Here is a 14,026-nt window from a genome sequence, read left to right on the forward strand (position 1 = left end):
GTGACGATGCGCTAGAAGCAGCGCATGCTTGGGCGCATCTTCACCGTCGGCGGCTATACCCTGCTATCGCGGGTCACCGGGTTCGCGCGCGACATCATGCTCGCGGCGATCCTCGGCGCCGGGCCGGTCGCCGACGCCTTCTTCGTGGCGCTGCGGCTGCCCAATCATTTCCGCGCGATCTTTGCCGAAGGCGCCTTCAACGCCGCCTTCGTGCCGGCCTATGCCCATGTTCATGGTGAGCGCGGCGAGGCGTCGGCGCGGCTGTTCGCCGACCGCATCTTTACGCTGCTGTTCGCCTCGCAGGTGGTGCTGCTGGTGGTGGCGGTGGTGTTCATGCCGCAGGCGATGAGCATTCTCGCGCCGGGCTTCACCGAGGACGCAGCCCAGCGCCAACTCGCGATCGAGCTGACGCGGATCACCTTTCCCTATCTGCTCCTGATCACGCTGGTGACGCTCTATGGCGGCATGCTCAACGTGATGCATCGCTTCGCCAGCGCCGCTGCGGCGCCGATCTTCCTCAACCTCGCCATGATGATGACGCTGGCGCTCGCGGCGTTCTTCCCGAGCGCCGGCCACGCCGCGGCCTGGGGCGTCCTGATCTCGGGCTTCCTGCAGTTCTTCCTGCTCGCCGGCGACCTCGGGCGTCACGGCGGCCTGCCGCGATTCGCGGCCCTCAGGCTCGACGAGGACGTCCGCGCCTTCTTCCGCGCGCTGGGGCCGGCAACCCTGGGTTCGATGGGAACGCAGGTGGCGCTGTTCGCCGACACCATCATCGCGACCTTCCTCCCCGCCGGCGCGCTGTCGGCGCTGTACTATGCCGACCGACTCAATCAATTGCCGATCGGCGTGATCGGGATCGCGATCGGCACCGTGCTGCTGCCGGAGATGTCGCGGCGCCTGACCGCCGACGATCACGGCGGCGCCATGGCCGCGCAGCGCCGCGCCTTCGATTTCACGCTGCTGTTCTCGGTGCCGTTCGTGGCGGCGTTCCTGACGGTCGCCGATCCGATCATGCGCGCGATGTTTGCCCGCGGCGCCTTCTCGAAGGCCGACGCCGCAAGCGCGGGCGCCACGCTCGCGGCCTATGCGGTCGGCCTGATTCCATTCGTGATGATTCGCAGCGCGGTCGCGACCTTCTATGCGCGCAAGGACACCGCAACCCCGGTCAAGGCGGCGCTGACCGGGGTCGCGGTCAACGTCGCGCTGAAGATCGCGCTGGTCGGCTCACTGGCGCAGGTCGGGCTCGCGCTCGCGACCGCGGTCGGCGCCTGGGTCAATCTCCTGCTGGTGCTGCTGTTCGCGGTGCGCCGCGGCTATCTCGCGTTCGATCGCGCGCTGATCCGCTCGTTCGGCACTTTCGCGATTTGCGGGCTGCTGCTTGCGCTCGCGCTGTGGCTGACCTCGCATTTCGCCTATGTGTGGTTCGCGCCGATGCAGATCTTTCGCGATGAGATGATCCTGCTGCTGCTGATCACGGTCGGCGCCTTCGTCTACGCCTTGCTGATCCTCACACTGTTCGGCCGCGGCTGGCTGTTCGCGCTGCGGCGCGTATAGTTTTACCTGTCAAATCAAATGCATAGGAGCCGACCGTGGGATAGCGCCGCGTGCGGCGGAAAGCGGTTTGCGCTTCGCTGACAACCACGCCAATATGCATACAAACAACCAAGGCAATTGGAGAGACGATGGCAGCTCCCATCAAGTTCGGCGTCGGACAAAGTGTGCGACGCAAGGAGGATGACGCTCTGATTCGCGGCAAGGGCCGCTATACTGACGACGTTGCACCGTCTCCCGCATTGCACGCGTTGATGCTGCGCTCGCCGCATGCGCACGCGACCTACACGATCGATGCCGGCAAGGCCCGCGGCATGCCCGGCGTGGCGCTGATCCTGACCGCGGCCGATGTCGCCGAGCTCGGCGGCCTGCCGTGCCTGTTCAATCTCGAAACCGATCCGTTCACCGCACCGCCTTATCCGATCCTCGCCAAGGATGAGGTGCGCCATGTCGGCGACGCCATCGCCTTTGTGGTCGCCGATACCGTCGATCATGCCCGCGACGCGATCGAGGCCATCGACGTCAAGTGGACGCCGTTGCCGGCGGTGGCCGGCCTGATCAATGCGGTGAAGAAGGGCGCGCCGCAGGTGTGGCCGGACAAGCCCGGCAATCTGCTGTTCGACGTATCGATCGGCGACAAGGGCGCGGCCGAGGCCGCCTTTGCCAAGGCGCATGCGGTGGCCGAGATCACCATCGTCAATCCGCGCGTCATTACCAATTTCATGGAGACGCGCGCCGCGGTCGCCGAGTACGACGCCAGGAAGGATCATCTGACGCTGACGATCGGCAGCCAGGGCAGCCACCGCCTGCGCGAGATCCTCTGCGACATGATCCTGAAGATGCCGAAGGAGAACATGCGGGTGATCTGCCCGGATGTCGGCGGCGGCTTCGGCACCAAGCTGTTTCCATATCGCGAGTATGCGCTGATCTCGGTCGCGGCGCGCAAGCTCAAGAAGTCCGTCAAATGGACCGCCGAGCGTTCCGACCATTTCATGGGCGACGCGCAGGGCCGCGACAATCTCACCACCGCGAAGATGGCGCTCGCCGAGGACGGCAAATTCCTCGGCATGGATGTCGACCTGATGGGCGACATGGGTGCCTATCTCTCGACGTTTGCGCCCTATATCCCGCATGGCGGCGCCGGCATGCTGCCGGGCCTCTATGACATCCAGGCCTTCCACTGCCGCGTCCGCACGGTGTTCACCAACACGGTGCCGGTCGACGCCTATCGCGGCGCCGGCCGCCCGGAGGCCGCCTATGTGATCGAGCGGCTGGTCGATGCCGCCGCGCGAAAGCTCGGCATGACGCCGGACGCCATCCGGCGGAAGAATTTCATCCCGCCGAAATCGCTGCCCTACACGACCGCGACCGGCAAGGTCTACGACTCCGGCGACTTCGCCGCGCATATGAAGCGCGCGATGGAGATCGCCAACTGGAAGGAGTTTCCGAAGCGCGCCAAGGCCGCCAAGAAGGACGGGCTCGTGCGGGGCATCGGCATGGCGAGCTATGTCGAGGTCTGCGGCACCATGGGCGAGGAGACCGCCAATGTGGCGCTCGATCCCAACGGCGATATCTCGATCCTGATCGGCACGCAGTCGAGCGGGCAGGGCCACCAGACCGCCTATGCGCAGATCGTCGCCGAGCAGTTCGGCGTGCCGCCGGAGCGCGTCCATGTTCTGCAGGGCGACACCGACAAGATCGCGACCGGGCTCGGCACCGGCGGTTCGGCATCGATCCCGTCCGGCGGCGTCAGCGTGCAGCGGGCGACGCACGAGCTCGGCAACAAGCTGAAGGAGCTGGCGGCGCAGGCGCTGGAAGCCGGCGCCGGCGACCTCGAGATCGCCGACGGCCGCGTCCGCATCGCCGGCACCGACCGTTCGGTCAGCTTTGCCGATCTCGCCAAGCGTCCCGGCGGCGATACCTCGAAGATGAATGCGAGCGCGACCTTCGCCAGCGCCGACGGCACCTATCCGAACGGCACGCATCTCGCCGAGGTCGAGATCGATCCCGCCACCGGTATCATCAAGATCGTCAGCTACGTCATCGTCGACGATTTCGGCGTCACGCTCAATCCGCTGATGCTCGCGGGCCAGGTTCATGGCGGCGCGATGCAGGGCATCGGGCAGGCGCTGATGGAGCAGGCGGTCTATAGCCCGACCGACGGCCAACTCGTCACCGGCACCTTCATGGACTATGCGATGCCGCGCGCCGCCGACGGGCCGTCCTTCGTGTTCGAGACCCACAACGTGCCGTGCACGACCAACCCGCTCGGCGTGAAGGGCGCGGGCGAAGCCGGCGCGATCGGCTCGTGCCCGGCAGTCGTCAACGCGATCGTCGAAGGGCTGCATCGCGAGTTCGGGATCGACCACATCGACATGCCGGCCACGCCGGAGCGGGTCTGGATCGCGATCCGCGAGGCGCAGCGCCGCCATAATCTCTGATAAATTGTCGCAGGCGGAATGAAGACTCCGCCGGCGGTGTTTGCAAACCAGGCCGGCCGCGTACCTGCGGACCGGGACAGAGCGGGATTGAGGGGTTTTGTCGATGAAGCGGATTGTCGTCGTTGCAGCGATGCTTGCGTTGAGTGCGGGGGCGGTGGTGGCCGACCAGAATCAGGTCAAGCAGACCCAGGCCCAGATGAAGGAAACCGGCAAGAACGCCGGTGCACTCGGCGCCATCATCAAGGGCGAGAAGCCCTACGAGCAGGCAACGGTCGACGCCGCGCTGGCGAAGTTCGAGGACACCGCCAAGAAGCTGCCGACGCTGTTCCCTGAAAGCAGCAAGGGCCTCAAGACGGAAGGCGATTACTCCGCTGGGCCGAAGATCTGGGAAGACAAGGCCGGCTTCGAGCAGCACATCGCGAGCTTTGCCAAGTCTGTCGCTGACGCCAAGGGCAAGATCAAGGATGTCGACACGCTGAAGGCCGAGCTGACGGTGATCGGCAAGCAGTGCGGCGGCTGCCACGAGACCTATCGCCTCAAGAAGGGCTGATCGCCATTCGGTCGATCAAAGGGCGGATGCCGTGAAGCATCCGCCCTTTTTTGTGCCGGCCGTTTCTTGTTGACGTGACTTTGCGCGATCTACTTGGTGAACTGATTACTTCGTGACCTGGCCGCGGATCTCGCCGCCCGGGTTGGCCGCGGTGTGGACGTTGACATAGTACTTGCCGGCGAGGAGATCGGCGGCCTGCGCGTCGGTCAACGTTGCGCTGCCCTCGACCGGGCTCGACGTCGCGTTAGGGATGGCAACCGCGACACCAGAATTCTTGCCGGCTTCGGCGGGGCCGTGGAAATGCGCGGCGGTGGCCGGACCCGACAGGCCGGAATAGGTCAGCTTCCAGCTGAGCTTCTTGGTGGCTGCGTCGTAGTCGATGTCGGCAGTGCCGGTGCCGGCGCTGGTGGTCGCAGGCACTTCGGACTTGCCGTCCAATTTGGCCTGCAGCTTCTCGGCAAAGGCCGGACCGGCGAGCGCGATTGCGGCGCCCAATGTTAGTGTGGCAAGCAAGGTCTTGTTTGGCATGGTTCTCTCCCCTTTGACGTCACACGATGGTTGCAAATCTTCAAACCGCGGCTCTCCGGATTTATTCCCAAAATGATCGTGAGTGCGGCAAATTTGATGCGAGCTTGTGCGACCGGTTGCCATCATACTGGTTGATGAACTGACGCGGCCAATGACGGATCGGTGAATGTTGCGACGAATTCTCCTCCTGGCCGCTTTGGCCGGCTTGATCGGCTTCGGTGTGTTCTGGTGGCTGACGATCCCCGCGACCGTTGCCGCGAGCGCGCTGCCCGCCTACCAGCCCAATCTGGCCAACGGGCTCACAACGTTCAATGCGGGAGGATGTTCCTCCTGCCATGCGGTGCCGAAGCAGGACGATCGCACCAGGCTCGGGGGCGGCCTCGCGATACCGTCGCCGTTCGGTACCTTCTATGCGCCGAACATCTCGCCCGACCCGAACGACGGCATCGGCCGCTGGAGTGAGGCTGATTTCGTCACCGCGGTCATGAAGGGCACCTCGCCGTCGGGGACGCACTATTTTCCAGCGTTTCCCTACACATCCTATCAGCACGCCAGGCTCAATGACGTGCGCGACCTGTTCGCCTATCTGAAGACCTTGCCGCCGGTCGCCGGCAAGGTGCGCGACCACGATGTGCCGTTTCCCTTCAACATCAGGCGCAATGTCGGTGTCTGGAAATTCCTGTTCATGGACGGCAAGCCGTTCGTCGCGGATGCGAGCCGCTCGGCGCATTGGTATCGCGGCGCCTATCTCGTCAACAGCTTCGGCCATTGCGCCGAGTGTCACAGCCCGCGCAATTTCCTCGGCGGCATCGTCAGCTCGCAGCGCTTCGCCGGTGGCCCGAATCCGGAAGGCGAAGGCTGGGTGCCCAACATCACGCCGCGGGGGATCGCCGACTGGAGCGCGAAGGACCTCGCCTATTTCCTCGAGAGCGGACAGACGCCGGACGGCGACAGTGCCGGCGGATCGATGGTGCGCGTGATCCGCAACACCTCGCAACTCTCGCCGACCGATCGCGACGCGATCGCCGAATACATCAAGTCGCTGCCGCCGGTCGAGGGACCGCCGAAGCCGGTCAAGAAGGAGAAGGAGTCCTAGCGGGCGCGTCCTACTTCGCGCCGAACGCCTTGAAGGTGATGATGGTGAGGGTGTCCTGGATGCCCGGGATCACCTGAACCTTCTCGTTGATGAAATGGCCGATGTCGGTGTCGTGGTCGACGTAGAACTTGACCAGGAGGTCGTAATTGCCCGCGGTGGAGTAGATCTCGGACGCAATCTCGGCCTCCGCCAGCGCGTTGGCGACGGTGTAGGACTGGCCGAGCTTGCATTTGATCTGGACGAAGAAAGGAACCATCAAAGTCGCCTCCGGGGATTTCCGCGACTATAGGCCAAAAACGGGCGGCCAAGGCAAGGGGGCAAGGCAAGGGGGCAACAAGGCCAACTCGCGGTAGAGTCAGGCGAACTTGCTGCCGATGGGCGGCCGGGCTAGGACAGGCCATGATCTCGTTCGTCATGGTCTCATTCGTCTCGACCGCCGGTCCCGCAACATGACGCCGGTCGCGCTCACCATTGCCGGCTCGGATTCCTCTGGCGGGGCGGGCATCCAGGCCGATCTCAAGAGCTTTGCCGCGCTCGGGGTCTATGGTGCCTCGGCCATAACGGCGCTGACGGCGCAGAACACCACCGGCGTCAGCGGCATCCACCCGGTGCCCGCTTCGTTCGTCACGGCCCAGATCGATGCGGTGTTTTCCGACCTCGACGTCGGCGCGGTGAAGATCGGCATGGTGGCGCAGGCCGAGACGATCGTGGCGATTGCCGACGGGCTGCAGCGCTGGGCGCCGCGCCATGTCGTGCTCGATCCGGTGATGGTCGCAACCTCGGGCGATCGGCTGCTGGCTGCCGAGGCGGTCGATGCGCTGAAGACCATGCTGTTTCCACTGGCCTCGCTGATCACGCCGAACCTGCCGGAAGCGGCGGCGCTGCTGAACGAGCCGGTCGCATCGAGTGAGTCCGACGTCGCGCGACAGGGCCGGCAATTGCTGGCGATGGGATGTCGCGCGGTGCTGGTCAAGGGCGGCCACGGGCACGGCGCCGAGAGCATCGACTATCTGATCGATGGCGCGCGCAGCATCGCGCTCGCAGCGCCACGCATTGCGACATCGAACACGCACGGCACCGGCTGCTCGCTGTCGTCGGCGATCGCCGCCGGGCTCGCGAAAGGCGAGGCGCTGGAGACCGCCGTGCGCAACGCCAAGGCGTGGATCACCGATGCGATCGCGCAGGCGGATCGCTTCGCCGTCGGCCATGGCCACGGACCGGTGCATCACTTCCACAAGTATTATTGAAAGCTCGGAGGCTTCATCCGGGCTCCGCATTCGTTGCTCAAATGCGCGTTGTTCCGCCGCGATATGCAGGCAACTCCTGTTCCGCACAGCCGCGTCCATCCATGTCGCCAGATTGTCGCACGCCGCTGTTATCCGCACTGGAGGGCGTGCTGCTGATTCTCGTTAACTGTTAGTGAGGCCTTGGGTCGCGGGGATCGTCATCGCCTTGTCACAGGAATCTGTTAGGTGCACAGGCATGGGAAGTGACTCCTTGAGTGAAGAAAGCCCAGAGCGGCGCTTTCGCACTTTGTTTATCTCCGATGTTCATCTCGGAGCCCGCGGTTCGCAAGCCGACCGCCTGCTGGACTTCCTCCGCTCCCACGATGCCGACACGATCTATCTCGTTGGTGATATCGTCGACGGCTGGGCGCTGAAGTCGAACTGGTACTGGCCGCAGACCCACAATGATTTCGTGCAGAAGATGCTGCGCAAGGCGCGCAAGGGCGCCAAGGTGATCTACGTCCCGGGCAACCACGACGAGTTCCTGCGCAAATATTACGGCACGCATTTCGGCGGCATCGACGTGGTGGAGAACACCGTTCACACCGGCGCCGACGGCAAGCGCTACCTCGTGATCCACGGCGACATCTTCGATCTCGTGGTGCAGAACGCGCGCTGGCTCGCCCATCTCGGCGACAAGGCCTACGACTTCGCGATCCAGATGAATCGGTTCGTCAATTTCTTCCGCAAGATGTTCGGTGTGCCGTACTGGTCGCTGTCGCAATGGGCCAAGCTGAAGGTCAAGAAGGCGGTGAACTATATCGGCGCGTTCGAGGCGACGCTGGCCGGCGAGGCGCGGCGTCACGGCTGCGACGGCGTGATCTGCGGCCATATCCATTACGCGACGATTCATGACGAGCACGGCATCCGCTACATGAATTGCGGCGACTGGGTCGAGAGCTGCACGGCGCTCGCCGAGCATGAGGACGGCCATTTCGAGATCATCACCTGGACCGACCCGGTGCGCCGGATCGCGCCGGTTCCGCGAGTGACGGCACGCGCTGCATGACGCATATCCTGGTCGCGACCGATGCGTGGCATCCCCAGGTCAACGGGGTTGTCCGCACGCTGACCATGATGGCACAGGCGGCCAAATCGCTCGGCGTCGAGGTGAGCTTCCTGACGCCGGACGAGTTCCGCACCTTCGCGATGCCGAGCTATCGCGATCTCCGGCTGGCGCTGCCGTACCAGGCCAAGGTCGCTAGCCTGATCGAGGCGGCCAAGCCCGACAGCATCCATATCGCGACCGAAGGCCCGATCGGGCTCTCGGTCCGCCGCTATTGCCGTAGGCGCGGCCTGCCGTTCACGACGAGCTTCCACACCCGCTTCCCCGAATACGTCTCGGCACGGACGCCTGTCCCGGAAGCCTGGGTGTGGCGGGCACTGCGCTGGTTCCACAGGCCGAGCCGGGCGGTGATGGCCGCGACCCCGGCGCTGGCCGCCGAACTGCGCCAGCGCGGCTTCCGCAACGTGGTGCTGTGGTCGCGCGGCGTCGACACCGCGCTGTTCCACCCGCGCGATGTCGATCTCTGCCTGCCGCAGCCGGTCTATCTCAGCGTCGGCCGGGTGGCGGTGGAGAAGAACCTCGAAGCATTCCTTGATCTCGATCTGCCCGGCACCAAGGTGGTGGTCGGCGACGGCCCGGCGCGGGCGGCGCTGGAGCGGAAATATCCGGAAGCCCTCTTCCTCGGCGCCCGCCATGGGGAAGAATTGGCCGAAATCTACGCCGCGGCCGATGTGTTCGTTTTCCCCAGCCGCACCGATACGTTCGGTTTGGTGCTGCTTGAAGCGCTGGCCAGCGGCTTGCCGGTTGCCGCTTTTCCGGTCACCGGTCCCCGCGACGTGATCGGCGCGGCGCCGGTCGGCGTGCTCGACGAGGATCTGCGCCACGCCTGCCTGGAGGCGCTCAGCATCCCGCGGCAGGCCTGCGTCGATTTTGCCGCGCTCCACACCTGGCAGGCGTCGGCCCGGGTGTTCATCGACCGCTGCATGAACGTCCGCCCCGTCGCGCCCGACGGCGAGGGGGAGGCATTCGAATTCGGCGCCGAAGAGCACCATTTCGCGGCCTTGCCGGCGCCTCAGCCAAACTCACGCTAAAGCGTCTTGCCGGGTTGCCCGCCGCCGCGATACAAATCGTGGATGACGGACATCACTCTCAATCCACCCGTCGCTGCTGCGGACATCGATGCCGCCGCAAGGGTGGTCGCGCCGTTCGCGGTGCGCACGCCGCTCCTGACTTTCCCCGTTCTCAACGAACGCGTCGGCACCCAGGTCTTCCTCAAGCCCGAGATGCTGCAACGGACCGGATCGTTCAAGTTCCGCGGCGCCTTCAACAAGCTCGCCTCGATACCGCAGGACAAGCGGAGCGGGGGCGTCGTCGCGTTCTCCTCGGGCAACCACGCCCAGGGCGTTGCCGCGGCGGCAAAGATCCTCAACATGCAGGCGACCATCGTGATGCCCGCGGACTCGCCGATCACCAAGCGCGAGCGGACCAAGTCCTATGGCGCCGAGGTCGTGCTGTACGATCGCGATCGCGACGACCGCGAGGCGATCGCCAATGGTATCGCCAGCAAGCGCGGCGCGACGTTGGTGCGTCCTTATGACGATCCCTTCGTGATCGCGGGCCAGGGCACCGCCGGCCGCGAGATCGCCGAGGACATGGCAGCGCTCGGGCTTGTGCCCGACATCGTGGTGGCGCCGGCTTCCGGCGGCGGCCTGATCGCGGGCGTTGCTACCGCCGTGAAGGCGAAATATCCGCAGGCCCAGGTGATCGTCGCCGAGCCCGCGGGCTATGACGACCACGCTTTGTCGCTCAAGGTCGGCCATCGCGAGGCGCATCCGGTCGCGGCGCGCACCATCTGCGATGCGCTGATGGCGATGATGCCGGGCGAGCTCACCTTCGCCATCAACAGCAAGCTGCTGGCAAACGGCGTCAGCGTCTCCGACGACGAGGTCGGTGCCGCCGTCGCCTTCGCCTATCGCGAGCTGAAGCTCGTGGTCGAGCCCGGCGGCGCGGTCGGGCTCGCGGCGCTGCTGGCGGGACGGATCGACGCCAAGGGCAAGAACGTCGTCATCGTGCTCTCGGGCGGCAATGTCGATGCCGACCTGTTCGCGAAGCTCGTCGCCTGAGGCCTGCATCTTGAAATGAAACCGGGGCAGGGCGGTGCTCGCTCTGCCCCCGTTTCGTTGTGGAGCGCGGCTGATCAGTGCCTGACGCCGCCACGGTGGCTGCCGCCCATTCCGCCGAGATGTGAGCCGGACGGACTTGGGTGGAACTCTGTATGGCTACCACCCGATCCCGTCCGGTTGACTTGCATGCTCTGCCGCTCGGCACGGAAGTGCTGCCCGCTGTTATCTTTCATGATCCGGTTCGATGTGGTGTTGCCGGCATTGGCTCCAGGAAGGCTCGGGACCTTGCCCTTGCCGATTGAGCTTGGCATGCCGACCGGCTTCGCTCCAGGCGCGGGCATGGTCACGATCTTGCCGACGGCACCCTGCGCGCCGGCATTGATCGGCCGGAAGGCTGGACGACTAGAAAGCCGAGTGAACTGCATCAGCGGAATTGCTTTCGGCTGCATCTGCAGCTTCAACGCCGACTGCGCGTAGGGGCTGTTGCCGAAATTGTCGTGGAAGGTCTTGTAGGCGAACGGCGTGTTGGCGAGCACCGCCTTGTGCCATGCCGCGACCTGCAACCAGTTCGTCAGCAGGAAGCGAATGCGGTCGCAGAGCGGATCGCGCGGATAAAGCCGGATGAATTCCTCATAATAGTCCGGCCGCCCCTCCGACAGCACGAAGTCATAGGCCTGGCGCACCGAGCGGTTCGGCAGGTTCGACGCCATCTGCACCACCGGGCCATTCGCCGGCGCCCGCGCCGACGCGACGGCGGTGTCGCCGAAGAAATAGAAATCGGAGGTCAGCGACGAGCTTTCCCAGGGCGTCTGCCGGCCGTCGGTCGTAGAGTTGACGTCGAGGCGAATGCGCTTGAACAGCTGCTCGATCGGCAGATTGGGCTCGCGCGCCAGGCGCAGGAAGGCGTTGGTGTAGGGGCTGTGGCCGTTGCTGCCGTCCTGCGCTTCCATGCCGGGCGCGGTCGAATAGCCGACGATCGAGCCGCTCGGGGCATCGACGACGGCGACGGCAAGGCCGCGGCCGGCGTCGTTGACATTTGGAAACGGGTTGTTGCGGCAGGCGTCGAGCACCACGATGCGCATCCGGCTCGGGATGTTCTCGAGCGTGCCCATCACGTCGACGAGACGCACCGCATTGCCGTCGAGGTCGGACGGCGTTGCGATCTTGGCATCGACCGGAATCAGATAGTTCTCGCCGGCGAGCTGCACGCCGTGGCCGGCGTAATAGATCATCGCGACCGTGCCGGGGCCGCGCGCCGCGACCTTGTCGGAGAAATCCTGCAACACCTTGACCATGTCGCCCTGCCTGAGGTCGGTCGCGGAGATCACCTCGAAGCCGGCCGCGTTCAACAGCTCGGCCATCGACTGCGCGTCATTGCCGGGATTGGCGAGCTTTGGCGCATTCTCGTAGTTCGCATTGCCGATCACGAGCGCGACGCGCTGCTCGGGGCCGCGTGGCGCAGCCGGCGCCGCTGCGGTGGGCATCGCCGGCGAATCCGCTTGATCGATCGATTGTGCAGGCGTCTGCGTTGCGTTGCCGACGGTGACGCCGCTGGTCTCGGCAGATGCTGTGCCCGATACGCCGAGGCTCAACAGACCGAACAATGCGGCCGATATCATGATGGATGTCAGGCGGACCATCGCGCGCTCCCAAAAGCTGGTCCCGGTGCAGGACCGGTCGCGGCGAGGCTAGGCGCGGACACGCCCGCCGTACGTGAGCTGGGTCACGCTGCGCGGGTGGTCAATGGGAGCAAACCGCCTCAAGGAAAGCTGCGGATGACTTCGATCGGCCCGACGATTGCAGCGTTGAATGCCGGCAGGTCCTCCGCCGGGATCCAGTATTCGAGATGCGCGTGGCCACCAGCCTCCTGCACATCATAGCGATCGATGAAGCTTCGCTTGACCTGAAACCGTGTGACGAATCCGGCGCCACTTGCGGGCACGTTCCAGTCGCGCGCGATCTTTGCGGCGTACTCTTCCGTCAGGACTGGATAGAAGATCGGTTGATCGAGAAGCCGCAGCGGAAAGGCACGCATGCCACTCTGCTCGATCAGCGCGAGCTCCTGGGGGCCCACAGGTCGCCAAAGAGTGATCGTGTCGGTTTCGTCGGGCATCGGACTGCGCTTACGAGAAGAACGCGATTCTCTCGACCTGGCTCATGCGGCGGATCGGTGCGAGCGGATCGTTGGCCGCGACGCTCGGCTTTTTCAGAAGGCCGCTCGCGATGATGGTCGAGCCGAGTGAGACTTCTGCTGCGGGAGCAGCGGCAGCCTCGACGGCGGGCGGGAGAGGCGGCGGCACGGTTGCCGGAGCCGCGGCAACCGGTGCTGCAGCAATCGGCGCTGCGGCCATCGGTGGCGGCTCGACCTTGATCTCGATCGGCTCGGGCGCCGGTGCGGGCTCGGGCTGAATGGCCGGTGCGACCATCTCGGGCTCGTCAGCCATCGCCTCGGCGACCCGCATCTCCTCGGCAGCGTGTATCTCTTCGGCGATCGCTTCTTCGTCGATCGGATCGGGCGCGCCCATCTCCATCGCGATGAGGTCGAGCACCGCTTCGTCCTGGGCGTCAGCGGCGGCCTCGGTGACGCGGGCGAGCTCTGCGGCTTCGGCTTCGGCCAGCGCGGCCTCCGCCTTGAGCCATGCTTCGTTCGGCTCCGGCACCGCGGCCGTGGTAGTCCCAGTGATCGGCGTTGCAACGGCCTCCTGAGGCGGCGCCGGCGGCGCGGCGGCCAGTGTAGCATCGGGGGCAGCACTATCGGCGGCAGCGGTTTCGGCCACCGGTGGCGGCGAGGGGGCAGCAGCGGGCGGTTCCGCAACCGGTGCTTCGGCCACATCTGGTTCGGCCGCAGGCGCTTCCGCCTGGTCCGGATCGAATTCGCTGAGTCGGCGGGCCAACGCCGCGAAAGCGGCATCCAGCACGGCCTTGGCGTCGTCCATCGAAACCTGGGTCGCACCGGCCTCGATCGCGCTGGCCTGCGAATCGATGATGTCACAGATCCGGCCGTCATTGCCGATCTCGCGCAGCCGCCAGGAGATCTCCCTGATCACCCGCACGCCCTTGCGTACCGGCGCGAGATTTGGCTCGAAGCTGATGCCGTCGAGCGCCGCGATGGCGGAGGCCTGGGCGGCCTCGATCGCGCCGCGCAGCGCGGCCAACGCCTGCGCCAGCTGCTCGTCCCGGATGGCCGCCGCGGCGGCTTGCCGCTGCGCGCTGAGGCTGTCCTCGATCCGCGCCACGGCGTCGAGCACCATGCGGGTGTCGGCATTGCGGTTGCGCTTGGCGTATTCGCCGAGGAACCAGCGGCCCCGCGAGGTCTCCATGAAGGCCGCGCTGATCGCAGCATAGTCCTCCTCGCTCGGCAGGGCCGCGCGGGCGGATATCGGAGACAGGGCGAATGCTTCTTCGGCCATCACAATCTCTCCGCGCAAATCACTGCGCGTTACGC

The 14,026-nt window shown here is 65.6% G+C and carries 13 protein-coding genes; 8 read left to right on the top strand and 5 right to left on the bottom strand.

The window, feature by feature from the left end; genetic code table 11:
* Positions 1-24: 24 nt before the first annotated feature.
* The 3 genes from murJ (at position 25) to HAP47_RS14690 (ending at position 4,542) form a co-directional block, all read left to right on the top strand.
* Positions 25-1,554, top strand: coding sequence for a murein biosynthesis integral membrane protein MurJ (murJ, locus tag HAP47_RS14680; protein WP_173637619.1), 1,530 nt, complete (start codon positions 25-27; stop codon positions 1,552-1,554).
* Positions 1,555-1,682: 128 nt separating this feature from the next.
* Positions 1,683-3,992, top strand: coding sequence for a xanthine dehydrogenase family protein molybdopterin-binding subunit (locus tag HAP47_RS14685; RefSeq protein ID WP_173637618.1), 2,310 nt, complete (start codon positions 1,683-1,685; stop codon positions 3,990-3,992).
* A 103-nt stretch (positions 3,993-4,095) separates the two neighbouring features.
* Positions 4,096-4,542, top strand: coding sequence for a c-type cytochrome (locus HAP47_RS14690; protein WP_173637617.1), 447 nt, complete (start codon positions 4,096-4,098; stop codon positions 4,540-4,542).
* A 105-nt stretch (positions 4,543-4,647) separates the two neighbouring features.
* Here HAP47_RS14690 and HAP47_RS14695 read toward each other — a convergent pair whose 3' ends face one another.
* Positions 4,648-5,070: a CHRD domain-containing protein gene (locus HAP47_RS14695; RefSeq protein WP_173637616.1), complete on the bottom strand. Its 423-nt coding sequence runs from the start codon at positions 5,068-5,070 to the stop codon at positions 4,648-4,650.
* A 166-nt stretch (positions 5,071-5,236) separates the two neighbouring features.
* On the opposite strand from HAP47_RS14695, the gene HAP47_RS14700 reads away from it, so the two are divergent.
* Positions 5,237-6,166: a c-type cytochrome gene (locus tag HAP47_RS14700; RefSeq protein ID WP_173637615.1), complete on the top strand. Its 930-nt coding sequence runs from the start codon at positions 5,237-5,239 to the stop codon at positions 6,164-6,166.
* Positions 6,167-6,176: 10 nt separating this feature from the next.
* Here the strand turns inward: HAP47_RS14700 and HAP47_RS14705 are convergent, their stop codons facing one another.
* On the bottom strand, positions 6,177-6,422 hold the full coding sequence (locus HAP47_RS14705; protein ID WP_016845986.1) for an Lrp/AsnC ligand binding domain-containing protein: 246 nt from the start codon (positions 6,420-6,422) through the stop codon (positions 6,177-6,179).
* A gap of 193 nt (positions 6,423-6,615) precedes the next feature.
* On the opposite strand from HAP47_RS14705, the gene thiD reads away from it, so the two are divergent.
* From thiD to HAP47_RS14725, 4 genes are all read left to right on the top strand, one after another.
* Complete coding sequence (gene thiD, locus HAP47_RS14710; RefSeq protein ID WP_173637614.1) at positions 6,616-7,413, top strand: bifunctional hydroxymethylpyrimidine kinase/phosphomethylpyrimidine kinase; 798 nt, start codon at positions 6,616-6,618, stop codon at positions 7,411-7,413.
* A 235-nt stretch (positions 7,414-7,648) separates the two neighbouring features.
* Positions 7,649-8,461, top strand: coding sequence for a UDP-2,3-diacylglucosamine diphosphatase (locus tag HAP47_RS14715; RefSeq protein ID WP_050403538.1), 813 nt, complete (start codon positions 7,649-7,651; stop codon positions 8,459-8,461).
* A complete protein-coding gene (locus tag HAP47_RS14720; RefSeq protein ID WP_173637613.1) occupies positions 8,458-9,549 on the top strand; it encodes a glycosyltransferase family 4 protein in 1,092 nt (363 codons plus the stop codon). Before HAP47_RS14715 ends, HAP47_RS14720 begins: the two co-directional genes overlap by 4 nt.
* A gap of 42 nt (positions 9,550-9,591) precedes the next feature.
* Positions 9,592-10,581 carry a threonine/serine dehydratase gene (locus HAP47_RS14725; protein WP_092115464.1) on the top strand — a complete coding sequence of 330 codons (990 nt, stop codon included), beginning with the start codon at positions 9,592-9,594 and terminating at the stop codon, positions 10,579-10,581.
* 74 nt (positions 10,582-10,655) lie between these two features.
* Here the strand turns inward: HAP47_RS14725 and HAP47_RS14730 are convergent, their stop codons facing one another.
* The 3 genes from HAP47_RS14730 to HAP47_RS14740 form a co-directional block, all read right to left on the bottom strand.
* Positions 10,656-12,221, bottom strand: coding sequence for a caspase family protein (locus tag HAP47_RS14730; RefSeq protein ID WP_231168882.1), 1,566 nt, complete (start codon positions 12,219-12,221; stop codon positions 10,656-10,658).
* 119 nt (positions 12,222-12,340) lie between these two features.
* The gene (locus HAP47_RS14735) at positions 12,341-12,694 is read right to left on the bottom strand and encodes an ADP-ribosylation/crystallin J1 (protein ID WP_173637612.1); all 354 of its coding nucleotides are present in this window, start codon (positions 12,692-12,694) and stop codon (positions 12,341-12,343) included.
* 10 nt (positions 12,695-12,704) lie between these two features.
* Positions 12,705-13,991 (bottom strand): hypothetical protein, encoded by a 1,287-nt coding sequence (locus tag HAP47_RS14740; protein WP_173637611.1) that lies wholly within the window; start codon positions 13,989-13,991, stop codon positions 12,705-12,707.
* Between the last annotated feature and the right edge of the window lie 35 nt (positions 13,992-14,026).

The sequence above is a fragment of the Bradyrhizobium sp. 41S5 genome, assembly GCF_011516665.3.
Classification (GTDB): Bacteria; Pseudomonadota; Alphaproteobacteria; order Rhizobiales; family Xanthobacteraceae; genus Bradyrhizobium; species Bradyrhizobium quebecense.

Excerpts from the sequence above, each read along its gene's own strand:
- HAP47_RS14705 (WP_016845986.1), bottom strand. The coding sequence starts at position 6,422 with ATGGTTCCTTTCTTCGTCCAGATCAAATGCAAGCTCGGCCAGTCCTAC.
- murJ (WP_173637619.1), top strand. The coding sequence starts at position 25 with ATGCTTGGGCGCATCTTCACCGTCGGCGGCTATACCCTGCTATCGCGG.
- HAP47_RS14690 (WP_173637617.1), top strand. The coding sequence starts at position 4,096 with ATGAAGCGGATTGTCGTCGTTGCAGCGATGCTTGCGTTGAGTGCGGGG.
- HAP47_RS14685 (WP_173637618.1), top strand. The coding sequence starts at position 1,683 with ATGGCAGCTCCCATCAAGTTCGGCGTCGGACAAAGTGTGCGACGCAAG.
- HAP47_RS14735 (WP_173637612.1), bottom strand. The coding sequence starts at position 12,694 with ATGCCCGACGAAACCGACACGATCACTCTTTGGCGACCTGTGGGCCCC.
- HAP47_RS14725 (WP_092115464.1), top strand. The coding sequence starts at position 9,592 with ATGACGGACATCACTCTCAATCCACCCGTCGCTGCTGCGGACATCGAT.
- thiD (WP_173637614.1), top strand. The coding sequence starts at position 6,616 with ATGACGCCGGTCGCGCTCACCATTGCCGGCTCGGATTCCTCTGGCGGG.
- HAP47_RS14695 (WP_173637616.1), bottom strand. The coding sequence starts at position 5,070 with ATGCCAAACAAGACCTTGCTTGCCACACTAACATTGGGCGCCGCAATC.
- HAP47_RS14740 (WP_173637611.1), bottom strand. The coding sequence starts at position 13,991 with ATGGCCGAAGAAGCATTCGCCCTGTCTCCGATATCCGCCCGCGCGGCC.
- HAP47_RS14720 (WP_173637613.1), top strand. The coding sequence starts at position 8,458 with ATGACGCATATCCTGGTCGCGACCGATGCGTGGCATCCCCAGGTCAAC.
- HAP47_RS14730 (WP_231168882.1), bottom strand. The coding sequence starts at position 12,221 with ATGGTCCGCCTGACATCCATCATGATATCGGCCGCATTGTTCGGTCTG.
- HAP47_RS14700 (WP_173637615.1), top strand. The coding sequence starts at position 5,237 with ATGTTGCGACGAATTCTCCTCCTGGCCGCTTTGGCCGGCTTGATCGGC.
- HAP47_RS14715 (WP_050403538.1), top strand. The coding sequence starts at position 7,649 with ATGGGAAGTGACTCCTTGAGTGAAGAAAGCCCAGAGCGGCGCTTTCGC.